Below are 25,500 nucleotides of genomic sequence, written 5' to 3'. Positions count from 1 at the left end.
ACCCACCCCGACACCCCAGGCGACCGCACACCCCATGCGGTCGCCTGGGGTGCTGCCGACCCTACGAGTGCGGGACCGTCGCGGTGATGAGAGTGCCGTCCTCGCGGCGGTTGCCGGAGAGCGCGCGCAGGCTCGGGCGACCGGGCCGTACGGGGCCCTGGTCCTCCAGGGGCACCCTCGTGACCTCGCCCGGCGCGACGTCGACCTGCTTGCCCCGCACCGCGACCTGCACCGCGTCGCCCGTCTCGACGACGAGCTCGATCGCGTCGGGCAGCACGGTGACCTTGAGCCGCGACCCCTGCCACGCGAGGCGGTACGCGAGCGAGTCCCAGCCCTGCGGCAGGCGCGGGTCGAACGTCAGCTCGCCGTTGTGGTCCCGCATGCCGCCGAACCCGCACACGAGCGCCGTCCACGTGCCGCCCGCGGAGGCGACGTGCACGCCGTCGGCCGCGTTGGCGTGGAGGTTCGCGAGGTCCACGAACAGCGACGAGAGGAAGTACTCGATCGCGAGCTCGTGGTAGCCGACCTCGGCCGCGATGATCGACTGCACGACGCCCGAGAGGGTCGAGTCGCCGGTCGTCAACGGGTCGTAGTACTCGAAGTCGGCGAGCTTCTCCTCGGCCGTGAAGTTCTGGCCCTGGAGGAAGAGCGCGAGCACGACGTCGGCCTGCTTGAGCACCTGGTAGCGGTAGATGACGAGCGGGTGGTAGTGCAGCAGGAGCGGACGCTTGTCCGCGGGGGTGTGGGCGAGGTCCCAGATCTCGCGCTCGAGGAAGTGCGAGTCCTGCGGGTGGATGCCGATGCCCTCGGCGAACGGGATCGACATCTGGTCGGCGGCCCGCTCCCACTCCGTGGGCTCGGTGATCCCGAGGCCGAGCCGGTCGACCATCTGGGCGTAGTCGTCGGGGAACTCCACGCGCATGCGCTCGACGACGAACGCCGCCGCGCGCAGGTTGAAGCGTGCCATGACGTTCGTGAAGAGGTTGTCGTTGACGACGGTCGTGTACTCGTCCGGACCGGTGACACCGTGGATGTGGAAGTTGTCGTCCCCGTTGACGCGCCAGAACCCGAGGTCCTCCCACATCCGGGCCGTCTCGACGAGGATGTCGACGGCCTCGCGCCGCAGGAAGTCCGTGTCGCCCGTGGCGCGCACGTACTGCACCAGGGCATAGCTGACGTCGGCGTCAATGTGGTACTGCGCGGTGCCGGCCGCGTAGTAGGCCGACGCCTCCTCGCCGTTGATCGTGCGCCACGGGAAGAGCGCGCCCTTCTGGGAGAGCTCCTGCGCCCGGCGCCGCGCGGCGTCGAGCATCTGGTAGCGGAACCGCAGCGCGTTGCGCGCGTAGCGAGGGCTCGTGTACGTGAGGAAGGGCAGGACGTAGATCTCGGTGTCCCAGAAGTAGTGCCCGCTGTAGCCGGAGCCGGTCAGACCCTTCGCCGGGACGCCGTTACCCTCCGCGCGCGCCGTCGCCTGGGCGAGCTGGAACAGGTTCCAGCGCACGGCCTGCTGGATCTCCGGACGGCCCGCGACCTCGACGTCCGAGCGCGCCCAGAAGTCGTCGAGCCACGCGCGCTGGTCGGCCATCTCCGCCGCGACGCCGCGGTCCCGGACCCGGTCGAGAGAGCGCCGGCAGCGGTCCACGAGCTCGCGCGACGGGACGCCGCGCGACGTGTGGTACGCGACGGTCTTCGTGAGCCGGATCGGCCGCCCCGGCTCGGCGTGCACGCGGAACACGTGCTTGGCGAGGTCCTCGTCGACCTGCGTGCGCACGTCCCACTCGTTCTCGGTCTCGAGGTGGTCGTCCGCCGCGACGGCGAGCGTCATGCCCGAGTTCGTGCACCGGTACGACAGCACGAGGCGCTCGTCGTCCCCCCACTGCGTCTGCGGCTGGAGCACCCGCCCGGCGAACTGCTCGGCCTTGCGCGGGTCGAACCCCTCCCCGAGCGACGCCGACCGCACGTGGTACTCGTCCTGCCCGTCCTGCCGGTTGAGCACCTGCGACGAGATGGCGACGGGGGCCGCGTCGTCGAGCATCGTCACCTCGAACGTCATGACGGCGAGGTGCCGCTCGACGAACGACACCATGCGCTCCGACCGGATCCGCACGCGCTTGCCCGACGGCGTGCGCCACAGCAGCTCGCGGCGCAGCACGCCGTCGCGCAGGTCGAGCGAGCGCTCGTAGTCGACGAGGTCCGCGACCGGCAGCAGGAGCGGCTCGTCGTCGACGTAGAGGCGGATCACCTTGGCGTCGGGCACGTTGACGATGGTCTGCCCGACCTTCGCGAAGCCGTACGCCTCCTCGGCGTGGTGGATCGACCAGGTCTCGTGGAAGCCGTTGATGAACGTCCCGTGCGCGTGGGACTCGCGCCCCTCCTCGACGTTGCCCCGCATGCCGAGGTAGCCGTTGGCGGTGGCGAACAGGGTCTCGGTGACCCCGATGTCCTGGGCGGAGAACCGCGCCTCGACGAGGCGCCACGGGTCGGCGGGGAACCGGAGCCGGTCGATGGTGTTCTGCTCGTCGGAGGTCTTGCGGATCATGCGGCACCCCCCTGGCGGGCCGGGGCGTCGAGCACCGACGCGTCGAGGTCGCCCAGGTCCGCCACGACGAGGTCCGCGCCGTGCGCGCGCAGCGCGTCGGGGCCCACGCCGCGGTCGACGCCGAGCACCAGGCCGAAGTCGCCGGCCGATCCGGCCTGGACCCCCGAGAGCGCGTCCTCGACGACGACCGCCGCCGCGGCGGGCACGCCGAGGAGGTCTGCCGCCCGCAGGTAGGTGTCGGGGGCCGGCTTGCCGGGGATGCCCTCGCGCGCCGCGACGTTGCCGTCGACGACCACCTCGAAGCGGTCCGCGAGGCCGGCCGCGGCAAGCACGGTCGGCGTGTTGCGCGACGACGACACGACCGCGACGGCCGCGCCCGCCGCCGTCACGGCGTCGAGGAACCGGACCGAGCCCGGGTAGGGCGCGATGCCCTCCTCGGTGAACATGCGGTTGACGATCTCGTCCTTGCGGTTGCCGAGCGCGCACACGGTGTCCTCGCCCGGTGCGTCGTCCGTCGTGCCGCGCGGCAGCCCGACGCCCCGCGACGCGAGGTACGTCGCGACGCCGTCGTAGCGCGGCTTGCCGTCGATGTGGGCGAAGTAGTCGGCGGACGTGTAGGGCGCCAGACCGCGCTCCGCGCTGAACGGGGCGAACAGGCGCTCCCAGGCGCGCATGTGGAGCTCGGCGGTCGGGGTGAGGACGCCGTCGAGGTCGAAGAGCACGGCTCGCAGGACGGGCATGAGGGTCCTTCGCGGTGGGGCGGGGCGGGGAGCGGCACGGTCCCGGAACGGTCCGGGCGTGCAGGATCATGACAGGTCGTGACGTGCGAGGACCACCCGGGCGGGTGGCGCCCGCGCCGAGGACCAGCCTACGCACGTGGGGACGATCGCGAGAAGCCGCTCAGGCGTGCGCGCGCTCCGCGAGCACCTCCGCGACGCGGCCGAGGTTCGCGAGGAGCGCACGGTGCTCGTCGGGCGTCCCCCCGACCGTCCGACCGAGCCCCGCGGCGTGCGTGCGCGACGCGCCGAGGAGCGTCACGTCGTCGAGCGCGGTGAGCGGGAGACCGACGCGACGCCAGGGCGTCGCGACGAGGTCCGCGAGCTCGCCGAGCGCCGGGCCGGCGCACTGCGAGACCCTTGCCGGCGGCAGCGCGGCCCACAGCCCTACGTCCCGCTCGACCGCGCGCGCGACCGTCTCCCACAGGCGCTCGTCCCAGGCGCCCAGGGCCAGCCCGACGGCGTCCGCGCCCGCCAGCACGACCGGCGCGATCCCGACGCGTGCCGGCCCCACGTGCACGACCGTCGTCGCGCCGGCACCGCGCGCGGCGTCGAGCACCGTGCGCAGACCGTCGACGAGGTCCGGCCCCGCGACCGCGCGCAGCCGCGAGAACCCCGAGAAGGTGGGCAGGGCGCCCGCGCCGACCGCGGCGAGCAGTGGCTCGTCGAGCTGCACGACGACGTCGGCCCCGGGAACCTGGCGCCGCACCTCGGCGACGTGCTCCCCCACCCCGGCCGCGAGCGCCTCGACGAGGTCGTGGACGGCGCCCCGGTCGGACAGCACGCGGTCCCCGCGCGCGAGGTAGAGCTCCGCCGCGAGGGTCCACGGACCCAGCACCGTCACGGCGAGCGGCCCGGTGTACCCGGACGCCGCGATCGCGAGCGCCTCCACGTCCTCGCGGACCAGCGCCTCCGCGCGGCGCTCGTCGGCACCCGGGTGGTCGGCGAGCCGCCACCCGTGCGGACCGAGCTCGACCGGCAGGCCCGGCAGGAGCGCGGTGGTGCGGCCGGTCGCGTCCGCGCCCGGACCGCGCCCGGACAGCTGCGCGAGGAACGGGATCCCGCGCACCCCCGTGGGCACCGCGGCGAGATCGCCGAGCACCGTGAGCTGCGCCTCGAGGACCTCGCCCTCGCCGCCGGGCCAGGGTCCGAGACCCGAGACGGCCGTCATCGGACCCGCCCCTCGGACGCCAAGATGCGTTCCACGTCACGGACCATGCGTCCGTCACCTCTCTCCAGGAGTACTCGAAGGACGGAGCCGTGCCGAGACCTCGCCGAGGCCCGGGGGAGCACCTCTGTCCGGGACGGTACCGACCGGAGGACACGACCGACATGAGGGTCCACGACGACGCCCGTCGCACGGCGGCACCGCTCGCCACGGCGGCCAACAAGGCCGTCGCGATCACCGTGCACACGCAGGCCATCCCGGGCAACCACGCCGACGTCCTCGCCGCGCTGCTCGCGCCAGGGTTCCGCGACCACGACGCCGGCGGGGACGGCGGGATCGACTCGCTCGTCGCGACGATGCACTGGCACGCCGACGCGTTCGACGACCAGCGCGTCGACGTGCTGCACGCCGTCGCCGAGGGCGACCTCGTCGCGCTGCACGTCGAGGTGAGCGCTCGCCACACGGGCTTCTACCGCGGGCTGGCGCCGACGGGGCGGCGCTTCCGCGTGCGCGAGATGCACGTCCTGCGCTTCGCCGAGGGCCGCGAGGTCGAGCACTGGTGCGTGCGCGACGAGCCGGCGCTCGCGCGGGCCCTCGCTCAGGACGACACCCCCGCGCGGGTGGGCTGAGCGGACGCTGTGACGGGGGTGGCCACGGGGGCGGCAGCGACACGGTCGGCACGGGAGGCACGGGAGGCCCGGAAGGCGCGGTCGACCGTCGCCTGGCCGAGGACGCGCGTGCCCGCGTAGACGACGAGCGACTGCCCTGCCGCGACGCCGCGCAGCGGCGTGCCCGTGAGCTCGACGGTCGTCGCCGCCGTGTCCCCCGCGCCGCCGGAGCCGCCGCCGGTGGCCCGTACGCGCGCGGGCACCGGCGCGCCGTGCGCGCGGACCTGCACCTCGGCGTCGAACGCCTCGCCCGGTCCGGCGAGCGGTGCGGGGCCGTCGAGGACGCCGTCGAACCAGACCGCTCCCCCGGCCTCGATCCGGTCGACGCTCAGCAGCTCGGCCGGTCCGACGACCACCCGGTTCGTGGCGGGCTGCACGTCGAGCACGTAGCGAGGCTGCCCGTCGGGTGCGGGGCGGTCGATCCCGAGCCCCTTGCGCTGACCGACCGTGTACGCGTACGCGCCGTCGTGCTCGCCCAGGACGCGGCCGTCGGTGTCGACCACCTCGCCCGGGCGCGCGCCGAGCCGGTCGCGCAGGAACCCCTGCGTGTCACCGTCGGCGACGAAGCAGATGTCGTACGAGTCGGGCTTCGCCGAGACCGAGAGCCCCCGGCGCGCGGCCTCCGCGCGGACCTCGTCCTTCGACGCGAAGTCGCCGAGCGGGAACATCGCACGGGCGAGCCGCTCGGGCCCCATGACCGCGAGCACGTAGGACTGGTCCTTTCCCGCGTTCGGCGAGCGGTGCAGCTCGCGGACACCGCCCGTGCCGTCCGAGGCCGCCCCGCGCGTCACGACACGCGCGTAGTGGCCCGTCGCGACGGCGTCGAAGCCGAGCGCGGTCGCCTTGTCGAGCAGCGCCTCGAACTTGATGTGCTCGTTGCAGCGCACGCACGGGTTGGGCGTGCGGCCGGCCTCGTACTCGGCGAGGAAGTCGGCGACGACGGTGTCCTCGAACCGCTCCGAGAGGTCCCACACGTAGTACGGGATACCGAGCACGTCGGCGGCGCGCCGCGCGTCGCCCGCGTCCTCGATCGAGCAGCAGCCGCGCGACCCGGTCCGGAACTGGTCGCGGTTGCGCGACAGGGCCATGTGGACGCCGACGACGTCGTGCCCCGCGTCGACGGCGAGGGCTGCGGCGACCGCGGAGTCGACGCCGCCGGACATCGCGGCGAGCACCCTCATGCCGCACCCCCGCTCGCGACGGGCGCGCTCGTCGTCACCGACCTTTGTGGCGGCGGGGCCGCCGGGCGGGTCCGGGCGGGCGACGACGCGAGCCCCGCCGCCCGGGCGCGGTCCACCGCGGCGGGCAGCGCGTCGAGGAGGTGCGCGACGTCGTCGGACGTGGACGTGGCCCCGAGCGAGAAGCGCAGGGCGCCGCGCGCGTCGTTCTCCGGGACGCCCATCGCGAGCAGGACGTGGGACGGCTGCGGGACTCCCGCCTGGCACGCGGAACCGGTGGACGCCTGCACCCCGGCGGAGTCGAGCAGGTAGAGCAGCGAGTCGCCCTCGGCGCCGGGGAAGGTGAAGTGCGCGTTCCCGGGCAGCCTCATGATGTCCTCCCCGTCATCGTCGCCCGTGCCGCGGCCGGGCTCGGGACCGCTGAGGACGGCGTCCGGGACGACCCGGCGCACGCCCGCGACGAGCTCGTCGCGCAGCGACTCCAGGTGCTGCGCCCGCTCCGCGCGGCGCTCGACCGCCTCGGCGACCGCGACGCCGAACGCGCGGATCGCAGGGGCGTCGAGCGTGCCGGACCGCACGCCGCGCTCCTGGCCGCCGCCGTGCAGCACGGGAGTCAGCGGCGCGTCGCGCCGAGCGACGAGCGCACCCACGCCCACCGGCCCCCCGAGCTTGTGCGCCGAGACCGTCATCGCGTCGAGACCGCTCGCCGCGAAGTCGACCGGGACCTGGCCGACGGCCTGCACGGCGTCCGAGTGCACAGGGATGCCGTGCGGGCGCGCGAGCTGGACGACCTCGTGCACGGGCTGCAGCGTGCCGACCTCGTTGTTCGCCCACATGACCGAGACGAGCGCGATCTCGTCGGCGTGCTGCGCGAGCTCGGACCGCAGCGCGTCGAGCTCGACACGGCCCTGCGCGTCGACGGGTAGGAGCACGATCTCCGCGCCCGCGTGCTCCGCCATCCAGAACGCCGGGTCGAGGACCGCGTGGTGCTCGACCGCGGAGACGACGATGCGGCGCCGGCCCGGGTCGGTGGTGCGCCGACCCCAGAACAGGCCCTTGATCGCGAGGTTGTCGGCCTCGGTGCCCCCCGCCGTGAGCACGACCTCGCTCGGCCGGGCGCCGAGCGCCGTCGCGACCGCCTCGCGCGCCTCCTCGACCGTGCGCCGCGCGGCGCGGCCGGCGGCGTGCAGCGAGGACGGGTTGCCCGTGCGCGACAGCTCGTCGACGAGGGCGTCCCGAGCGGCCGCCGAGAGAGGCGTCGTGGCGGCGTGGTCGAGGTACGCGACTCCTCGGACGGTGGCTGGGGACGTCCCGGACGGGGCGCCGGATGGCTGGGTCACGGTCACCCAGTCTACGAAGCATCGGCGTCCTGCCGTTCACCCTGTGGTCCGTCGCTGGACAAACGTCCCGGACGCGCTATTTTGTCTGAGGTCTGTGCCCGGCCGTCGGCCGGTCCCCGACCATCGAACCGGGCCACGCGCCAACCGTTCCGTCGCAGGCCCGGCACCCCGGCAGGACAGCCCGTGCGGCCGTGCGGCACGGGCAGCACCTGCCGGCACACCCGTGAGCCGACCAGGGGAAATGGCACCACGATGCCCGACGACGTCGCACCTGCCGTGGACGAGACCTCCCACGTGCCCGTCGCCGCCGGCGGACGAAGGCTGCGCTGGGGCGACCTGCCGCTCGCTCTTCGTGACGAGCTCGAGGCGGTCGCCGGAGGACGCGTCGTCGCGGAGACCTCGGTGCTGTCCGGGTTCAGCCCCGGCCTGGCGTCCGTGCTCGAGCTCGACGACGGCCAGCGGCTCTTCGTCAAGGCGGCCCGCTCGGCGGACGAGCCGGTCGCCGCCGACCTGCACCGCGCGGAGGCGAAGATCGCCATGCGGCTGCCGCGCCAGATCCCGACGCCCCGGTTCTCGTGGGGGCACGGCGACGGCGACTGGATCGTCCTCGCGTTCGAGGTGGTCGACGGGCACGTCCCCGCCACGCCCTGGGTGCCCGACGAGCTGGACCGCGTCCTCGCGGCGCTCGAGGCCCTGGCGGCCGTCCCGGGTGCGCGCGCGATGCGCCTGCCCCCCACCGGGCCGGACTTCTCCAACATGTCCACCGGGTGGCGCGCCCTGCGCGACGACCCCGACCCGGGGCTCGCGAGGCTCGTGCCGTGGGCGGCCGAGCACCTCGACGCGCTGGCAGAGGCGGAGCGCAGCGCGCTCGTGGCGTGCGAGGGCGAGTCGTTCGTGCACGGCGACCTGCGCGCCGACAACGTCCTCCTCACGCCGTCGACCGTCTACCTCGTCGACTGGCCGTACGCCTCGCGCGGCGCGGGGTGGCTGGACCTCGCGATGTTCCTGCCGAGCGTCGTCATGCAGGGCGTCGTGGGCGTCGTCGAGCCTGTGACGCCGCACGCCGACGCCGCGCGGCGCGCGCGCGGCGGCGCGTGGGCGGCGTCGACGTTCGCCGCGCACCCGCTCACCGGCGACGTGCATCCCGCCGACCTGCGCGCGGTCGTCGCCGGCATCGCCGGATACTTCCTCCACTCGGCGCGCAAGCCGGACATACCGAGCATCCCGAACCTGCGACCGTTCCAGCGCGCGCAGGGCGTCGCGGCGGTCGCGTGGCTCGAGCACGTCGGCCTCTGCGACCACTGATCCCCGCGACGCGCCGACGGCGCCGGTCCCCCGCGAGGGTGACCGGCGCCGTCGGGCACGACGGGTCCTCGCTCAGTCCTTCCAGACCTGCACGATCGCCGGCCGCGGGCCGGCGAACGCACCGGCCGGCACGGGCGCACCCGGGGTCACGTAGTCCGGGAACCGCGACTGCGGGCTCGCGAACGAACCGTCCTCGCCCGGGTGCTGGACCGCGACGTAGACCATCCGGTCCTCGGAGTCGATGACGGGACCGCAGGTCTCGCCACCGGCGGGGACGGACAGGAACTGCTGGACGCGGCCGCGCTCGCGACCGCTGAGCGGCACCTTGAACAGCCCGTCGCACTTCTGGATCGTGCTCGGCTGGCCGTCCGTGGAGATCCAGAGGTTGCCCTCGGCGTCGAACGCGAGGTTGTCGGGGCACGAGATCGGAGACACCTTGTCCTTCGGGTAGCCCGCGAAGTACGTCGAGGCGTTCGTCGCGGGGTCGCCCGCGACGAGGAGGAGGTTCCACCGGAACGAGAGGGCCGCGGCGTCGTCCCGGTCCTCGACGATCTCCACGACGTGCCCGTCGCGGTTGGTGTTGCGCGGGTTCGGCTCCGTCGCCGCCTCCGTGCCCGACGGGCCGCGCGAGGTGTTGTTCGTGCACGCCACGTAGACGCGGCCCGTCACCGGGTTCGGCTCGACGTCCTCGGGGCGGTCCATCTTCGTCGCGCCGACCTTGTCGGCCGCGACGCGCGTGTAGACGAGCACCTCCTCGACCGACATGCCCTCGACGGTGCTGCGCCCGTCGACCACGAGCGGCAGCCACTCGCCGCGACCGTCGAACGCGCCGTCGGACGGCAGGGCGCCCGAGCCGTCGATCTCGGCAGCCGGCGAGTCCCCGGTGAACCGCGCGACGTAGAGCGACCCCTCGCTGAGGAGCGTCTTGTTGTGGCGACGCGCCCAGTCGCTGTTGCCCGGACGCATCGTGCGCGAGGAGACGAACTTGTAGACGTAGTCGAAGCGCTCGTCGTCGCCCATGTACGCGACCGCGTGGCCGCGGCGGGACAGGATGACGTTCGCGCCCTCGTGCTTGAAGCGCCCCAGCGCGGTGTGCTTCACGGGCGCCTCGTCCGGCGCGTAGGGGTCGATCTCGACGATCCAGCCGAACCGGTTCGGCTCGTTCTCGTATCCCGCGTTGCGGGCGTCGAAGCGCGGGTCGTCGAGCTCCCAGCCGTAGCCGGTCGCCGCGTCGCGCAGGCCGTAGCGCGCGTCGTGCCCGGTGCCCGCCGTGCGGAAGTAGCCGTGGAAGTTCTCCTCGCCGGAGAGGACCGTGCCCCAGGGCGTCGTGCCGCCCGCGCAGTTGTTGAGCGTTCCGAGGACGCGCGTGCCCGACGGGTCGGCCACCGTCCGCAGCAGCTCGGAGCCCGCGGCCGGACCGTCGACGCGGAACTCCGTGCCGATGTGGACGCGGCGGTTCGAGCGGCTGTCGGCCACGTACTCCCAGGGCTCTCCCGTACGACGACGGCGGACCTCCACGACCGACATGCCGTGCGCGGCCCGCTCGATCGCCCGACGCGTCGCGGAGTCGTACGACTCGTCGAACATCACGCCGGGGTTGGTGTACTCGTGGTTCGTCACGAGCAGACCGCGCGTGCCGCGGCCGTCGTCCTTGTGACGGCCCCACCACCACAGCCCGCGCTGGCGCTCGTACGGCAGGATGTCGAGGTAGTCGTTGTTGTAACCGAACTGCAGCGCCTGCTGCTCGGGCGACTGGTTCGCCGGGTCGAACGCGCGGCCGCCGCGCAGGATCGGGTCGCCCCAGCGGATGATCGGGCGCCACGCGTAGCCGTCGGGCACGACGAACGCGTCCGTCGCCGCGGCCTGCGGGGCGATCGGGCCGAACGACAGACCCTTGCCTGCGCCGTGGCCCCCGCCCCATCCGCCGTGCGCGGGCACCGCGGCCTGCGCGGAGGGCGCGGTCGCCGTCTGCGCGCCGACCACGACGACGGCGGCCCCGACGGCGAGCCCGCCGAGCAGCGCGCGGCGCGAGAGCGCCTGGCCGGCGACGTCGCGGAAGTACTCGTTGTCGCTCGCGTTGGGCGCGGCGTGCGAGCACGCGTCGGCGCACTTCAGTCGGCACGTCACCGGGCTGCGCTTGCCGCGCACGTAGGGCGCGAGAGGCAGCATCGTGCGTTGCTCGGGGGCGGGAGTGATCGTCATCGGGGTCTCCACGGGTCGGGGGGCCTCCTCGTGGCGAGGAGTCGGCCCGACGCTAGGAACAGTCCGTGACGACCGGTGTGCCGGCGGGTGGCGAGCGGGTGAACTCTGGATGCCCACCGGGTGGTGGCCCGGTGCGCGCTGTGCGGGCACCGGGCCGCGGTCAGCCCTGGGCCGCCCGGTGCTCCCGGATGACCTGCGCCGCCTGCGGCAGCACGTCGGCGAGGTCGCCGACGACCGCGAAGTCCGAGATCTCGAAGAGCGGGCACTCCGGGTCGTTGTTCACCGCGACGACGACCTGCGACGCCTGCATGCCGCCGCGGTGGTGCGGGGCGCCCGAGACGCCCGCGCCGATGTACAGGCGCGGCGCGACGGTGACCCCGGTCTGGCCCACGAACTGGTCGTGCCAGCCCTCGTAGACGGCGTCGCGCGTCGCGCCGACCGCCGCGCCGAGGGCGTCCGCGAGCTCGAGGACGGGCTCGAAGTCGCCGTTCGTTCCGCGCCCGCCGGTGACGACGACCGCGGCCTCGCCGAGCGCGGGGCGACCCGCGGCGGACGTCGGGTGGACGGTCCGCGACACGACGCGGGCCGACGTCGCAACGGCGGACAGCTCGACGGAGAACCCGACGACGTCCGTGGCGACGGTCTCGGCCGCGGGTTCGGGCGCGGCCGAGTTGGCGCGGACGGTGAGCACCGCGAGCTCCGTGGTCACGGCGCTGCGCACGTCCCACGACCCGGCGAAGACGCTCTTGCCCGCCACGACGTGCCCGGCGTCGGGGCCGTCCTCGGCCACGTCCATGGCGGTCGCGTCGACGACGAGACCGGAGCCCGTGAGGAACGCGAGGCGCGCCGCCGCCTCCTTGTTGGGGAACGACGAGGTGAGCAGCACGACGTCGGCGTCGGTCGCCCGGGCTGCCGCGGCGAGCGCCTCGGCGACGACGGGCGTGAGGTGCGCGACGTCGCCGCCCACGCCGTGGCCGTCGGCCGAGAGCTCGGCCTGACGGACGGTCTCGACGCCGTACGCGCCGAGCTGGGCGAGCACGTCGAGGCTCGGTGCCTCGAGCGCGACGGCCTCGACGCGGCCGACGGCGCGCGCGTGAGTGAGGAGCTCGAGCCCGGGCGAGCGCAGCTCGGTGCCGGGGCTGTCGAGCAGGACGAGGACGGTGCGGTTGCCCGTGGGGGCGGTCGCGGAGGTGGTGGCGGTCATGGTGGCGTCCTCTCAGACCAGCTCGTTGCGGATGAGGTACTCGGCGAGCGCGCGGCCGCCCTCCCCCTTGTCGACGACGATCTCGACCTCGGGCCGCGGCGGGCGCGGCGACGCGTCGAGCACCCGCGTACGGGCGCCGGCGTCGCCGACCTCGGCAGGCTCGACCTCCAGGTCGGCGAGGCTCCACGCCTCCACCTGCTTCGTTCGGGCCGCCATGATGAGCTTGAAGTTCGGGAACCGCGGGTCGTTGGCGTGGTCCGTGACGCTCACGACGGCGGGCAGCGGCGCCTCGAGCACCTCGTCGACGCCGTCGAGCTCGCGGGTGACGCGCGCGGTGCGAGCGCCCGCCTCGCCGTCGAGCTCGAGCTTCCCGGCGAGCGTGAGCTGCGGCAGGCCGAGCTCGGCGGCCAGCAGCGCCGGGACGACCGAGCCCAGCCCGTCGAGCGCCGCCATGCCGGTCACCACGAGGTCGACCGGGGACTCCTCGGAGAGCCGACGCACGGCCGCGGCGAGCACGCGCGCGGTGCCGAAGTAGTCGGAGCCGGCGATCGCGTCGTCGCTCACGCGCACGCCGCGGTCGACGCCGAGCTGGAACGCCTTCTTCACGGCCGCGTCGGCATCCGGCCCGGCGACCGTGACCACGACGACCTCGCTCGTGGCGCGCTCGTCCTCCGGGAGGGCCTCGACGACACGCAGCGCGGCCTCGAGCGCGTTCTCGTCGAGCTCGTTGAGCGTCCCCTCGTCGGAGCGACGGACGACGCGCCCGCCCTCGAAGGCCCGGTCGGCATGGATGTCCGGGACGTACTTCACGGCGACGACGATCCGCATCGAGTGCTCACTCCCTGTGCTGGGCGGTGGGCGGGCAGCGTGCCCGCCCTGCAACGGAAGCGTACCGGCGGGTGCACGACGAGGCCGGTGACACCCGCCACAATGGACGGGTGCACGCTCCGTCCGACTCCCCGACGCCCGCCCGCGTCGACCGCCACGCGCCTCTCCCCCTGCTCGGCGTCCACCTCGCCGGCGACGGGGTCGACGTCGCCGTGCAGGCCTCCCACGCGACCGCCGTGGAGCTGTGCCTCGTGGACGTCGTCGACGAGGGCGGCGGCGACGCGCACGACGCCGGCAGCGGCACGGACACCCCGAGGTTCCGCGAGCGCCGCGTGCCGCTGGCCGGGCCGGCGTTCGGCGTCTGGCGCGCGCACGTGCCCGGCGTCCGCGCCGGGCAGCGGTACGGCTTCCGCGTGCACGGCCCGTGGGACCCCGCCGCCGGCCTGCGGCACAACCCGGCGAAGCTCCTCGTCGACCCGTACGCGCGCGGGCTCGTGGGCGAGCTCGTCGACGACCCGTCGATCCGCGGCCACGCGGGCGACGACCCGTACGGCCCGGCGGACGACCGCGACTCGCTGCCGTTCGTCCCGCACTCCGTGGTGGTCGCGGCGCCGACGGGCCCGGTCGCCGCTCGGCCCGGCGTGCCCTGGTCGGAGACGGTCGTGTACGAGGCGCACGTGCGCGGTCTCACGCAGCGCCTCGACGCGCTGCCCGAGCACCTGCGGGGGACCTACGCGGGGCTCGCGCACCCGGTGACGATCGAGCACCTGCGCTCGCTCGGCGTCACGACGCTCGAGCTGCTGCCCGTGCACGCCAACGTCCCGGAGCCGCACCTGCTGGCGAGCGGGCGCACGAACTACTGGGGCTACTCGACGCTCGGCTTCTTCGCCCCGCACGCCGCGTACGCGACGCGCGCTGCGCAGGACGCCGGGCCGGGCGCCGTCCTCGACGAGGTGCGCGGCATGGTGCATCTCCTGCACGAGGCCGGGCTCGAGGTGCTGCTCGACGTGGTGCACAACCACACGTGCGAGGGCGGCGCCGACGGGTACCACCTGTCGTGGCGCGGCCTCGACAACGCGGTGCACTACCTGCACGACGGCGCGACGCCCGCCCGGCTCGCCGACGTCACCGGGACGGGCAACTCGCTCGACTTCCGCCGGCCCGCCGTCGTGCGGGCCGCGCTCGACTCGCTGCGGTACTGGGCGCAGGTCGTGGGCGTGGACGGCTTCCGGTTCGACCTCGCCGTCACGCTCGGGCGCGGGGAGAGCGGGTTCGACCCCGACCACCCGTTCCTCGTCGCGCTCCAGACCGATCCGGTGCTCAGCGGGCTCAAGCTCGTCGCCGAGCCGTGGGACGTCGGCCCGGGCGGGTGGCGCACCGGCCAGTTCCCGCCGCCGATGGCCGAGTGGAACGACCGCTTCCGCGACGCCGTCCGCCAGTTCTGGCTCGCCGACGCGCGCGAGGCCTCGCACGGGCGGCCGGGCCACGGCGTGCGCGACCTCGCGACGCGGCTCGCGGGGTCGGCGGACCTGTTCGGCCACACCGACCCGCCGCTCCTGCGCGGTCCCGTCGCGTCGGTGAGCTACGTGACGGCGCACGACGGGTTCACGCTCGCCGACCTCGTCGCGTACGACCACAAGCACAACCTCGCCAACGGCGAGGGCAACCGGGACGGCACCCACGACAACAGGTCGTGGAACCACGGCCTCGAGGGCCCCGTCGCGTCCCCCGACGCGACGGTCGCGGCCGAAGCCGCGGGAGCGGCGGGTCACGGCGCGGGCGCGGTCCCCGAGGACGGGCACGGTGCGGGGGCGTTCGGCCCGGGGGTCGAGATCGCGCCGCTGCGGCGGCGGTCGATCCGCAACCTCTTCGCGACGCTCGTCCTCGCCGCCGGGACGCCCATGATCACGGCCGGCGACGAGATGGGCCGCACGCAGCGGGGCAACAACAACGCGTACGTCCAGGACGGCGAGACGTCGTGGGTCTCGTGGGACCTGTCGCCGTGGCGCAAGGACCTCCTCGCGACCGCCCGGTACCTGCTCGCGCTGCGCCGCGCGCACCCGGCCCTGCGACCCGACACGTTCTACACCGGACGCCCCGTCCCCGGGTCGGACGTCCCCGGAGTACCCGACCTCGTGTGGTTCGACGCCGATGGCGAGCTCCTCGACCACGCGGCGTGGCACGACCCGGCCGTCAGGACGCTGCAGATGCTGCGCACCGCTCGGGAGCCCGGCGCGAGCGACGTGCTCGTTGTGCTCGCCGGGTCGCTCGACCCTGTGGACGTCACCCTGCCGAGCGCGCGCTTCGCGGTCGGCGGCGAGCCCGAGCACTGGGAGCTCGCCTGGGACTCGGACTGGGAGCACCCCGACGACCCGGACCGTACGAACGGTGACGACACCGCCCGCGCGGGCGACGTCGTCGGGCTCGAGGCCCTGAGCCTGCGCGTCTACGTCTCCACCCCGCAACCCTAAAGAGCTGGTCCGGTCCGTTCCGGGCGCTGCGATCTCCCCGCCGGAAGCGCCGCACGAGGTGAGCCGGAAGCCGAGGGCGCGGGGGCGGCGTCGGATGCGAAGGGCGTGGTGGGCCTGGCGGGAGCGCCCGAGGAACGAGGGCGCGGATGGTAGCCCGAGCACCGCCGCCGCCCCCGCGCCCGCCCCGCCCCGCCCCGCCCCAGTACGCGTCCGGCCGCCCGAGGGGTGGACACGTGCCCTACTCTTCCGGCATGAGTGACAGCGCGGTCGACTCCTCCGTCAGCATCCCCGTGATCCACGACCCGGACGTGGTCGTGGTGGGGGCCGGGCTCGCCGGGCTCGTCGCCGCGACGGAGCTCACCGCCGCAGGTCGTCGCGTCGTGCTGCTCGACCAGGAGCCCGCCGCCAGCCTGGGCGGTCAGGCGTGGTGGTCGTTCGGCGGTCTGTTCCTCGTCGGGTCGCCCGAGCAGCGTCGCATGGGCGTCACCGACTCGGCCGAGCTCGCGTTCGACGACTGGCTCGGGTCCGCGCAGTTCGCCCCCGGCGCGGACCGCGGCGAGGGACCGGACCGGCACGGGTACGCGTGGGCGCAGGCGTTCGTCGACTTCGCGGCGGGTGACATGAGGTCGTGGCTGCACGCGCAGGGCGTGCGGTGGTTCCCGCTCGTGCAGTGGGCCGAGCGGGGCGGCTACCCGGTCCTCTCGGGCGCCGACGGCGGCGCCTCCGGGGCGCACGGCAACTCCGTCCCGCGCTTCCACGTCACGTGGGGCACCGGCCCCGCCGTCCTCGAGCCGTTCGTCCGCGCCGCGCTCGACGCCCGCGCCGCCGGGCTGCTCGACGTCCGGTTCCGGCACCGCGTCACGTCGCTCGTCGTGACCGACGGCGCGGTGACGGGCGTGCGCGCGGAGATCCTCGCGCCGTCGGTCGCCGAGCGCGGCGCGCCCTCCTCGCGGGACGTGGTCGGCGAGGTCGAGATCGCGGCGAGCGCCGTCGTCGTCACGTCCGGCGGGATCGGGGCGAACCACGAGCTCGTGCGGTCGCGGTGGCCGCGGGCCGCGGGGACGCTGCCGACGCGCATGCTCTCGGGCGTCCCGGACTCCACCGACGGGCTGATGATCACCACCGCCGCCGACGCGGGTGCCGCCCTCGTGCACGAGGACCGCATGTGGCACTACCCCGAGGGCATCGCCAACCACTCCCCCGTGTGGACCGACCACGGCATCCGCATCCTGCCCGGCCCGAGCTCGCTGTGGCTCGACGCCGACGGGAACCGGCTCCCCGCGCCGCTGTTCCCCGGGTTCGACGCGCTCGGCGCCCTCCAGCACGTCACCGAGCGCGGCGACGACCACTCCTGGTTCGTGCTCAACAAGGCGATCATGGACAGCGAGTTCGCGCTCTCGGGCTCCGAGCAGAACCCCGACCTCACCGGCAAGGACGTCCGGCTCCTCGCGCAGCGCGTGCTGCCGGGCGCCGTCGGGCCGGTCGCGCGGTTCGCGGAGCAGTCGCCCGAGTTCATCTGGGCGGACACGCCGGAGGAGCTCGCCGCCGGGATGAACGCGCTCGTCGACGCGACCCCCGGCTCGCGCGGGCACGTCGACCCCGCCGCCCTCGCGCAGCTCGTCCGACTGCGCGACGAGCAGGTCCGCACCGGGCTCGGCAAGGACCCGCAGGTCGTCGCGACCGCCATGGCCCGCCGCTACCGCGTCGACCGCCTCATCCGCGTCTCGCCGCCGCGCCCGCTCACGACGCCGAAGGACGGGCCGCTGCTCGCCGTGCGGCTCTCGGTGCTCACGCGCAAGACGCTCGGCGGGCTGTGGACCGACACGTCGGCGCGCGTCCTGCGCGCGGACGGCTCCGTGCTCCCCGGGCTCTGGGCGGCGGGCGAGGCGGCCGGGTTCGGCGGCGGCGGCGTGCACGGGCACCGCGCGCTCGAGGGCACGTTCCTCGGCGGCTGCCTCTTCTCGGGCCGGGTCGCCGGCCGGGCGCTCGCGGCCGACCTCGCCTGACGTCCCCTCGGAGGGAGGACCCTGGTCGCCGAAGTAGAGCCCTGGTCGCCGAAGTAGAGCCCTGGTCGCCGAAGTAGAGCCCTGGTCGCCGAAGTAGAGCCCTGGTCGCCGAGGTAGACCCCTGGTCGCCGAGGTAGACCCCTGGTCGGGGGGATAGAGCCCTGGTCGGCGAGATGGTCCGGTCGTGTGGAGCCCGACCTGCCCATGGCGGGCGCCAACTGCGGCACCGGTTCGGCGGGTGTCGCCGGTAGGGTCGGCATCCATGACCGTGCCCGACGACGTGTCCCCCACCCGCGCACCCGACGTCGCCCCCGGCACGCCCTCGCCCGGGCGCGACGACGAGCCCTGGCCGAGCACCGGCGTCGAGCGCGGAACGAGCACCGGCGTCGAGCGCGGAACGAGCACCGGCGTCGAGCGCGGGGACGCCGCCGCGTGCGAGCGGTTCTTCCGGCGCAACGGCCTGCCGCTCCTCGTCGAGGGCCACTCGCTCGACCGCGACGTCTTCGGTCGCTCCGCGCCGTTCCTGCTCCTGGTGCTGCTCGCAGAGCTCTCGGGTGCGGTCCGGATGGGCTGGCCCGCGTGGGCCAACGTGCTCGCGTTGCTCGGAGGCGCGGCGCTCGTGGGGGCGGCCTACGCCGGGCTCAACGTGCTGCGTGGTCGGCGGTGGTCCACGCTCCCGCAGTCTGTCGGGGTCCCCGAGCTCGCGTTCTTCGTCCTCGTGCCGGCCCTGCTCCCCCTCGTGTTCGGCGGCCAGTGGGCCGACGCGCTGCTCACCGTCGTCGGGAACCTCGTGCTCCTGGGGGTGGTGCGCGTGGTCGTCGGGTACGGCGTGCTGTCATCGGTGTGGTGGGGACTGGCGCGCGTCGTCGACGAGCTCGGGGCGTCGCTGCTGCGACTCGTGCGCCTGCTCCCGCTGCTCCTCGTGTTCTCGCTCGTGCTGTTCTACAACGCCGAGGTGTGGCAGGTGTTCGACCGCACGCACGGCGTCGCCGACCTCGTGCTCGGCGGCTTCTTCCTCCTGCTGGTCGTGCTCTTCGTGGCGCTGCGCGTGCCCGGCGAGGCACGTGACGCTCTCGCCGACGCCGCCGCCGAGGTGCCCGACGGTGAGCGGGCTGCGCGGTTCACGCGGAGGCAGATGGCGAACCTCGCCGCGATGATCGCGACGAGCCAGCTCCTGCAGGTGCTCGTCGTGAGCCTCGGCATGGGGGTGTTCTTCATGGCGCTCGGCACGCTCACGGTCACGCCCGAGGTGATGGCGCTGTGGGACGTCGACGGCGGCACGTGGCAGCGCACCTTCACGCTCGCGGGCGGCCCGGGCGTCGAGGGCGCGCAGCTCGTCGTGACGCAGACGTTGCTGCGCGTGTCCGTCGCGATCGCGACGTTCACCGGGCTCTACTACGCCATCTCCGTCCAGGTCGACGCCGTGTACCGCGAGGAGTTCGTCGAGGGCATCGGTATCCAACTCCGCGACGTCCTGCACACCCGCGCCCGTTACCTCGACCTCCTCGCCGCGAGATAGAACCTCCCGTCGCCAGATAGAGCTCGCCGAGCTCTACCTCGCGACCGCGACCTCTATCTCGCGGCGCGCCGGACGAGAGCCGTCCGGATCCGGCGGACGAGCAGATCCGGGTCCGCGAGGTCGCCCCAGGTGACACGCAGCACGAGCCACCCGGCCTCCACCAGCGCGTCGTGACGTGCCTTCTCCGCGAGCAGCCGGCCCTGCGGGTCGCCGTACTCGCCGCCGGAGTACTTGACCGCGCCGTCGAACTCGACGGCGACCCGCTGCTCCGTCCAGGCGAGGTCGAGCCGGTACTCGCCGCGCCAGGTCGACACCACGTGGTTCGGCACCGGGCGCGGAAGCCCTCCGTCGACCGCGATCCATCGGACGACACTCTCACCGGGAGACTCCGACCGCCCATCGGCCTCGGCCAGCACCCGTCGCGCTCGTCGCACTCCTCGCGCACCGGCGGCAGCCTCGAGCAGCGCCGCGACCCGCCCGATGTCTGCGCCGGCACGGATGCCGGAGTCCGCGACGACGATCCCGGCCGTAGGGGCGAGGCAGCGCGCGCAGTCGACGATCGTCCGCTCGAGCGAGGTGACCGGCAGCCCGTCGACCGCGTCACGGTCCGCCACCGGGAGCGCCGTCCAGTGCCGCCGGACACCAGGGTCGGAACGACGCCGCACTGACGGGTTCCCGAGCTGCGTCACGTGGACCTCTTCGGTGAGGCGCCACGTCCAGAGCCCGTGCAGGACGGCGGCGGTCGAGTGGCTGAACCAGTAGTCCGTCGTCAGCCGCTCGGCGAGCGCGACGGCCTGCACCACGACCGTCTCCCGCCTGCGCTGCGCCGGAGGCGTCGTCGCAGAGGGCGTGCTCACGTAGATCCCCTGGCGTGCCCGCACGAGCCTGCCGCGGCGGAGGGCCCCGGCGATCTCCGCGCGCCGCTCCGCGGAGAAGCGCACGACGGAGGGCAGCGGCATGGTCGACGGCACGTCGACACGTCCAGCCGGACGACGTGTTCCTCGCGGGCGACCCGCCGCCCGCCGCGCCGACTCGACCTCGTGCCCGTCCGTGTCCATGCGGCACAGCCTGGCCGAGCCGGATCGCCGTCGCCAGAACGGACGGCGCGCCTGTGGACGAGCGAAAAGCCTGTGGACGAGCGGAGAAGCCGTCGCCACCGCGCCCTGGCGGCATCCCGCGACGTAGAAGCCGCGGTCGCGAGGTAGAACGCGAGGAGTTCTATCTCGCGACCGCGGGTTCTATCTCGCGGTCAGGCGCGTACCGCGTCAGGCGTTGGCGACCAGGCCCAGCTCGGCGACGCTCGGGAGGCCGGCGTGCTTCGGCACCACGCGCACCGTGTAGCCGAACGGGCCCGACGACTCGAGCACGACCTCACCGGCGAACGCGTGCCGGCCCGACTCGTAGGTCTCCGCGAGCGCGAGCGGCTCCGCGGTGAACTCCTCGATGACGTCGGCCTCGGTGACGCGACCGTGCACGACCTGCACCTCGATGTCCTCCGGCCGCAGGTCGCCGAGCGACACGTACGCGCGCACCGTCAGCGTGTCGCCCACCTGCGGGACCTCGCTGATGCCGCTCGAGTCGACGTGGTCGACGCGCACGCGCGACCAGCCGTCGCGCACGGACCGCTTCCAGTGCGCGAGCTCACGCGCCGGCCCGAGACCGTCGGCAGCCAGAGCACGCCCCGCGGCGGTCGCGGGGGCGTAGAGCCGCGTCACGTACTCGCCGACCATGCGCGTCGCCTGGACCTTGGGGCCGAGGGTGGCGAGCGTGTGCCGCACCATCTCGAGCCAGCGCTCGGGCACGCCGTCCGTGGAGCGGTCGTAGAAGCGCGTCGCGACCTGCTGCTCGACGAGGTCGTACAGCGCCGCGGCCTCGAGGTCGTCGCGGCGGTCCGGGTCGTCGACGCCGTCGGCGGTGGGGATGGCCCACCCGTTCTCGCCGTCGAACCACTCGTCCCACCAGCCGTCGAGGATCGACAGGTTGAGACCGCCGTTGAGCGCCGACTTCATGCCCGACGTGCCCGACGCCTCCAGCGGGCGCAGGGGGTTGTTGAGCCACACGTCGCAGCCCGGGTACAGCGACTGCGCCATGGCGATGTCGTAGTTCGGCAGGAAGACGATGCGGTGCCGCACCTCGGGGTCGTCGGTGAACCGGACGAGCTGCTGGATGAGGCGCTTGCCCTGGTCGTCGGCGGGGTGCGACTTGCCCGCGACGACGAGCTGCACCGGACGCTCCGGGTGCAGCAGGAGCGCCTTGAGCCGCGCCGGGTCGCGCAGCATGAGCGTGAGCCGCTTGTACGTGGGCACGCGGCGCGCGAAGCCGATGGTGAGCACGTCGGGCGAGAGCACGTCGTCGATCCAGCCCAGCTCGGCCGGGCTCGCGCCGCGCTCGCGCCAGGACTTGCGCACGCGGCGTCGCGCCTCGTCGACGAGGCGTCCGCGCATCTCGCGCCGGATCGCCCACAGCTCGCCGTCGCTCACGGCGGGCCCGTCGCCGGCCCCGTCGCCCGAGCCCTCGCGACCGGTCCGCAGCCAGCCCGACGACGCAGCGTCGGCCGTGAGCTCGTCGAGCCCGAGCCGCTCGGCCTCCAGGGCCGCGAGCGCCGGGTCGACCCAGGTGGGCGAGTGGACGCCGTTGGTCACCGAGGTGATGGGGACCTCGCGCGCGTCGAAGCCCGGCCACAGTCCCTCGAACATCCCGCGCGACACCTCGCCGTGCAGGAGCGAGACGCCGTTCGCCCGGCCGCCGAGCCGCAGCCCCATGACGGCCATGTTGAAGACCGTCGGGTCGCCGCCGTCGTAGTCCTCGGCTCCGAGCGCGAGGATCCGGTCGACCGGCAGGCCGTCGACCGCCATGTCGCCGCCGAAGTACTGCGTGACGAGGTCGCGCCCGAAGCGGTCGATGCCGGCCGGGACGGGGGTGTGCGTCGTGAAGACCGTCGCGGCGCGGACCGCCTCGAGCGCCTCCTCGAACGTCAGGCCCTGCTCGACGAGCTCGCGGATCCGCTCCACGCCGAGGAACCCCGCGTGGCCCTCGTTGGTGTGGTAGACCTCGGGCGCCGGGGCGTCGGTGAGACGCGACCACAGGCGCAGCGCCCGGACGCCGCCCACGCCGAGGAGCAGCTCCTGCTGGAGGCGGTGCTCGCCGCCGCCGCCGTAGAGGCGGTCGGTCACCTTGCGCGCCGCCTCGTCGTTGCCGGGCACGTTGGAGTCGAGGAGGAGCAGCGGCACGCGGCCGACGGCCGCGACCCACACGTGCGCGTGGAGCGCGCGCCCGCCCGGCAGGGCGAGGGACACGCGCGCCGGCGTGCCGTCGTCCTCGCGCAGGAGCGTGAGCGGCAGGCCGTCCGGGTCGAGCAGCGGGTAGGTCTCGACCTGCCAGCCGTCGCGCGTGAGGGACTGCTTGAAGTACCCGGCGCCGTACAGGAGCCCGACGCCGACGATCGGCACGCCGAGGTCGCTCGCGCTCTTGAGGTGGTCGCCCGCGAGGATGCCGAGGCCGCCCGAGTACTGGGGCAGGACGGACGTGATGCCGAACTCGGGCGAGAAGTAGGCGATCGCGGCGGGCAGCGCGCCCTCCCCGCTCGCCGACGCGTCGTCCGCCCCGGCCACCCGGGTCGCCGCCTGCTGCTGGTACCACAGGTCGTCCTGCAGATAGTGGCGCAGGTCGTCGGCGGCGGCGCGCACGCGCTCGACGAACGCCGCGTCGCCGGCGAGCTCCGCGAGCCGCTCGGGGCCGAGCACGCCGAGCAGCGCGACGGGGTCTCCGTGGACGGTCGCCCAGCACTCGGGGTCGATCCCGGCGAACAGGTCGTGCGTCGGGGCGTGCCAGGACCAGCGCAGGTTGTGGGCCAGCTCGTCGAGGTCGCGCAGCGCGGCGGGCAGCAGGGTGCGGACGGTGAACCGTCGGATCGCTCTCACGGGGACGAGACTACGCAGCCCGACGACCCGGCACACCCCGTCCGTGTCACCTCGGCGTAACGCTTGCATGAAATCTCAGCCGCACGTCCCGGCGCGCCGAGAGCGCTCCCCAGGTGCCGGGCCCCCGCAGCCCTCGCTACGTTGTCCGTGTGACGTCGACCCCGCCGGCCAGCGCCCCCCTCCGCTCGCCCGTCCCCTCCCCTGCCCCCGCGACGCCGATCGGCCGCATCCCCGTCCTCGAGGTCTCCCCCGTCGTCGAGGGCGGCCGCTGGCCCGCCAAGGCCGTGGTGGGCGAGATGGTCCCGATCGAGGCCACGGTGTTCCGCGAGGGTCACGACGCCGTCGCGGCGACCGCGGTGCTCGTCGCCCCCGACGGGACGGAGCGCACCGCGCGCATGGTCGACGTCGCGCCCGGGCTCGACCGGTTCCGCGCGACGCTCCACCCCGACGTCGAGGGCTCTTGGTCGCTGCGCGTCGAGGCGTGGAGCGACCCCTACGGGACCTGGCTGCACGACGCGACGATCAAGATCGAGGCGGGGGTCGACGTCGACCTCATGCTCGCCGAGGGCGTGCGCCTCTACGAGCGCATCCTGGCCGACGGCGCGGCGCCGGGCGGGCGGCATGCGTCCCCCACCGCGACACCGGCGGGCTCTCGCCGCGACCCCGACGACGCCCGCACGCTCGCCGACGCCGCCGCGGCCCTCGCCGACGCGAGCCGACCCGCCCTGGCCCGCCTCGCCGCCGGGACCTCGCCCGAGGTCCGCGAGGCCCTGGACCGCGCTCCGCTGCGCGACCACGTGACGGCGTCCGCCACGTACGACCTGCGCGTCGAGCGGCCGCTCGCGCTCGCCGGCGCGTGGTACGAGATGTTCCCCCGCTCGGAGGGTGCGCGCCGGCTCAAGGACGGGCGCTGGCGCTCGGGCACGTTCACGAGCGCGGCCCGTCGCCTGCCGGCGATCGCGGCGATGGGCTTCGACGTCGTCTACCTCACGCCCGTCCACCCGATCGGCACCACGCACCGCAAGGGCCGCAACAACTCGCTCACCGCGCTGCCGGGCGACCCGGGCAGCCCGTACGCGATCGGCTCGAAGGACGGCGGCCACGACGCGATCCATCCGGAGCTGGGCAGCGAGCGCACGTTCAAGGCCTTCGTCAAGGAGGCCCGGCGCAACGGGCTCGAGGTCGCGATCGACCTCGCGCTGCAGTGCTCCCCGGACCACCCGTGGGTGACCGAGCACCCGGAGTGGTTCACGACGCGCGTCGACGGCTCGATCGCGTACGCGGAGAACCCGCCGAAGAAGTACCAGGACATCTACCCGCTGAACTTCGACAACGACCCCGAGGGCATCTCCGCCGAGGTCCTGCGGGTCGTGCGCGTGTGGATCGCACGGGGCGTCACGGCGTTCCGCGTCGACAACCCGCACACGAAGCCGCTCGACTTCTGGGAGTGGCTGCTCGCCGAGGTGCGGCGCACCAACCCCGAGGTGATCTTCCTGTCGGAGGCGTTCACCAAGCCCGCGATGATGCACACCCTCGCCCGGATCGGGTTCCACCAGTCGTACACGTACTTCACGTGGCGCAACACCCGGGAGGAGCTCGCGGAGTACCTCGAGGAGGTGTCCGGGGAGGGCGCCGCGTACATGCGCCCGTCGTTCTGGCCGACGACGCACGACATCCTCCCGCCGTACCTCCAGCACGGCGGGGTGGCCGGGTTCGCGGTGCGCGCGGTGCTCGCGGCGCTCGGCTCGCCGACGTGGGGCATCTACTCGGGCTACGAGCTCGTCGAGAACGTCCCGCGACCGGGCGTCGAGGAGCAGATCGACAACGAGAAGTACGAGTACAAGCCGCGGGACTGGGCGGCGGCCGACGAGATCGGCATCTCGACCCTGCTCACGCGGCTCAACGAGATCCGCCGCGACCATCCCGCGCTGCGCCAGCTGCGCAACCTCACGGTCCACCCCACGACGAACGACCAGGTGCTCGCGTTCTCCCGGCACCTGCCGGCCGAGCACTCCCCGACGGGCGAGGCCGACACCGTGGTCGTCGTCGTGAACCTCGACCCGCACTCGCCGCAGGAGTCCGACGTCCACCTCGACCCCGTCACGCTCGGCCTGCCCGCTCCCGCGGAGGGCCACGACCCGTGGGCGCCGTCGTTCGTCGTGCACGACGAGCTGTCGGGCGAGAGCTACGGCTGGGGCGAGAACGTGTACGTGCGGCTCGAGCCGATGCGCCAGGTCGCGCACGTCGTGCACGTGAGGCAGGCATGATGCCGCCCGCTTCCGGGCACAGGGACGGTGGGACGACCTGGGTCGCGGGCGTGCCCGTCTCGTCCCGCGGGGTCTCAGCAGGCCCGGCGCCGGTGCCGCCGATCACCGC

General features: G+C 74.4%; 16 protein-coding genes. 6 read left to right on the top strand and 10 right to left on the bottom strand.

Annotated elements, in window-relative coordinates; genetic code table 11:
* Positions 1–61: 61 nt before the first annotated feature.
* From AC4H2G_RS20755 to AC4H2G_RS20745, 3 genes are all read right to left on the bottom strand, one after another.
* Positions 62–2,539, bottom strand: a complete 2,478-nt coding sequence (locus AC4H2G_RS20755; RefSeq protein ID WP_494367630.1) for a glycoside hydrolase family 65 protein — start codon at positions 2,537–2,539, stop codon at positions 62–64.
* Entirely contained in the window at positions 2,536–3,279 is a 744-nt protein-coding gene (locus AC4H2G_RS20750) for an HAD family hydrolase (protein ID WP_494367629.1), read from the bottom strand. The genes AC4H2G_RS20755 and AC4H2G_RS20750 overlap by 4 nt, the downstream gene beginning before the upstream one ends.
* Before the next feature lie 160 nt (positions 3,280–3,439).
* On the bottom strand, positions 3,440–4,486 hold the full coding sequence (locus AC4H2G_RS20745) for a uroporphyrinogen decarboxylase/cobalamine-independent methonine synthase family protein (protein ID WP_494367628.1): 1,047 nt from the start codon (positions 4,484–4,486) through the stop codon (positions 3,440–3,442).
* 161 nt (positions 4,487–4,647) lie between these two features.
* Between AC4H2G_RS20745 and AC4H2G_RS20740 the strand changes: the two genes are divergently transcribed.
* Complete coding sequence (locus AC4H2G_RS20740) at positions 4,648–5,112, top strand: ester cyclase (RefSeq protein WP_494367627.1); 465 nt, start codon at positions 4,648–4,650, stop codon at positions 5,110–5,112.
* On the opposite strand, the gene mnmA is transcribed toward AC4H2G_RS20740, so the two are convergent.
* Together mnmA and AC4H2G_RS20730 are read right to left on the bottom strand one after the other, a co-directional pair.
* Positions 5,082–6,332, bottom strand: coding sequence for a tRNA 2-thiouridine(34) synthase MnmA (gene mnmA, locus AC4H2G_RS20735; protein ID WP_494367626.1), 1,251 nt, complete (start codon positions 6,330–6,332; stop codon positions 5,082–5,084). The genes AC4H2G_RS20740 and mnmA overlap by 31 nt on opposite strands.
* Positions 6,329–7,669, bottom strand: a complete 1,341-nt coding sequence (locus AC4H2G_RS20730; RefSeq protein WP_494367625.1) for a cysteine desulfurase family protein — start codon at positions 7,667–7,669, stop codon at positions 6,329–6,331. The genes mnmA and AC4H2G_RS20730 overlap by 4 nt, the downstream gene beginning before the upstream one ends.
* A gap of 252 nt (positions 7,670–7,921) precedes the next feature.
* Here AC4H2G_RS20730 and AC4H2G_RS20725 point away from each other — a divergent pair, with 252 nt between their 5' ends.
* Complete coding sequence (locus tag AC4H2G_RS20725) at positions 7,922–8,974, top strand: phosphotransferase (RefSeq protein WP_494367624.1); 1,053 nt, start codon at positions 7,922–7,924, stop codon at positions 8,972–8,974.
* A gap of 72 nt (positions 8,975–9,046) precedes the next feature.
* Here AC4H2G_RS20725 and AC4H2G_RS20720 read toward each other — a convergent pair whose 3' ends face one another.
* The 3 genes from AC4H2G_RS20720 to AC4H2G_RS20710 all read right to left on the bottom strand — a co-directional run bounded on the left by AC4H2G_RS20720 (position 9,047) and on the right by AC4H2G_RS20710 (position 13,208).
* The gene (locus AC4H2G_RS20720; RefSeq protein ID WP_494367623.1) at positions 9,047–11,176 is read right to left on the bottom strand and encodes a PhoX family protein; all 2,130 of its coding nucleotides are present in this window, start codon (positions 11,174–11,176) and stop codon (positions 9,047–9,049) included.
* A 160-nt stretch (positions 11,177–11,336) separates the two neighbouring features.
* Positions 11,337–12,380, bottom strand: coding sequence for an electron transfer flavoprotein subunit alpha/FixB family protein (locus tag AC4H2G_RS20715; RefSeq protein WP_494367622.1), 1,044 nt, complete (start codon positions 12,378–12,380; stop codon positions 11,337–11,339).
* 12 nt (positions 12,381–12,392) lie between these two features.
* Positions 12,393–13,208, bottom strand: a complete 816-nt coding sequence (locus AC4H2G_RS20710; RefSeq protein WP_494367621.1) for an electron transfer flavoprotein subunit beta/FixA family protein — start codon at positions 13,206–13,208, stop codon at positions 12,393–12,395.
* A gap of 110 nt (positions 13,209–13,318) precedes the next feature.
* On the opposite strand from AC4H2G_RS20710, the gene AC4H2G_RS20705 reads away from it, so the two are divergent.
* The 3 genes from AC4H2G_RS20705 (at position 13,319) to AC4H2G_RS20695 (ending at position 19,204) form a co-directional block, all read left to right on the top strand.
* On the top strand, positions 13,319–15,679 hold the full coding sequence (locus tag AC4H2G_RS20705) for a glycogen debranching protein (RefSeq protein WP_494367620.1): 2,361 nt from the start codon (positions 13,319–13,321) through the stop codon (positions 15,677–15,679).
* Positions 15,680–15,930: 251 nt separating this feature from the next.
* On the top strand, positions 15,931–17,685 hold the full coding sequence (locus AC4H2G_RS20700; RefSeq protein ID WP_494367619.1) for an FAD-binding dehydrogenase: 1,755 nt from the start codon (positions 15,931–15,933) through the stop codon (positions 17,683–17,685).
* Between the two features lie 262 nt (positions 17,686–17,947).
* Positions 17,948–19,204, top strand: coding sequence for a hypothetical protein (locus AC4H2G_RS20695; protein WP_494367618.1), 1,257 nt, complete (start codon positions 17,948–17,950; stop codon positions 19,202–19,204).
* A gap of 53 nt (positions 19,205–19,257) precedes the next feature.
* Here the strand turns inward: AC4H2G_RS20695 and AC4H2G_RS20690 are convergent, their stop codons facing one another.
* Together AC4H2G_RS20690 and glgP are read right to left on the bottom strand one after the other, a co-directional pair.
* On the bottom strand, positions 19,258–20,262 hold the full coding sequence (locus AC4H2G_RS20690) for a hypothetical protein (RefSeq protein WP_494367617.1): 1,005 nt from the start codon (positions 20,260–20,262) through the stop codon (positions 19,258–19,260).
* 207 nt (positions 20,263–20,469) lie between these two features.
* Positions 20,470–23,124, bottom strand: a complete 2,655-nt coding sequence (gene glgP, locus AC4H2G_RS20685; protein WP_494367616.1) for an alpha-glucan family phosphorylase — start codon at positions 23,122–23,124, stop codon at positions 20,470–20,472.
* A gap of 149 nt (positions 23,125–23,273) precedes the next feature.
* On the opposite strand from glgP, the gene AC4H2G_RS20680 reads away from it, so the two are divergent.
* The gene (locus AC4H2G_RS20680) at positions 23,274–25,391 is read left to right on the top strand and encodes an alpha-1,4-glucan--maltose-1-phosphate maltosyltransferase (protein ID WP_494367615.1); all 2,118 of its coding nucleotides are present in this window, start codon (positions 23,274–23,276) and stop codon (positions 25,389–25,391) included.
* Positions 25,392–25,500 lie beyond the last annotated feature (109 nt).

The sequence above is a fragment of the Cellulosimicrobium sp. BMG9.23 genome, from assembly GCF_059159985.1.
This window is presented reverse-complemented; position numbering and strand designations above follow the sequence as displayed.

Coding starts and splice junctions, on each gene's coding strand:
- AC4H2G_RS20750 (WP_494367629.1), bottom strand. CDS start 3,279: ATGCCCGTCCTGCGAGCCGTGCTCTTCGACCTCGACGGCGTCCTCACC.
- AC4H2G_RS20740 (WP_494367627.1), top strand. CDS start 4,648: ATGAGGGTCCACGACGACGCCCGTCGCACGGCGGCACCGCTCGCCACG.
- AC4H2G_RS20725 (WP_494367624.1), top strand. CDS start 7,922: ATGCCCGACGACGTCGCACCTGCCGTGGACGAGACCTCCCACGTGCCC.
- AC4H2G_RS20700 (WP_494367619.1), top strand. CDS start 15,931: ATGAGTGACAGCGCGGTCGACTCCTCCGTCAGCATCCCCGTGATCCAC.
- AC4H2G_RS20720 (WP_494367623.1), bottom strand. CDS start 11,176: ATGACGATCACTCCCGCCCCCGAGCAACGCACGATGCTGCCTCTCGCG.
- AC4H2G_RS20745 (WP_494367628.1), bottom strand. CDS start 4,486: ATGACGGCCGTCTCGGGTCTCGGACCCTGGCCCGGCGGCGAGGGCGAG.
- AC4H2G_RS20710 (WP_494367621.1), bottom strand. CDS start 13,208: ATGCGGATCGTCGTCGCCGTGAAGTACGTCCCGGACATCCATGCCGAC.
- mnmA (WP_494367626.1), bottom strand. CDS start 6,332: ATGAGGGTGCTCGCCGCGATGTCCGGCGGCGTCGACTCCGCGGTCGCC.
- AC4H2G_RS20690 (WP_494367617.1), bottom strand. CDS start 20,262: ATGGACACGGACGGGCACGAGGTCGAGTCGGCGCGGCGGGCGGCGGGT.
- AC4H2G_RS20755 (WP_494367630.1), bottom strand. CDS start 2,539: ATGATCCGCAAGACCTCCGACGAGCAGAACACCATCGACCGGCTCCGG.
- AC4H2G_RS20715 (WP_494367622.1), bottom strand. CDS start 12,380: ATGACCGCCACCACCTCCGCGACCGCCCCCACGGGCAACCGCACCGTC.
- AC4H2G_RS20695 (WP_494367618.1), top strand. CDS start 17,948: ATGACCGTGCCCGACGACGTGTCCCCCACCCGCGCACCCGACGTCGCC.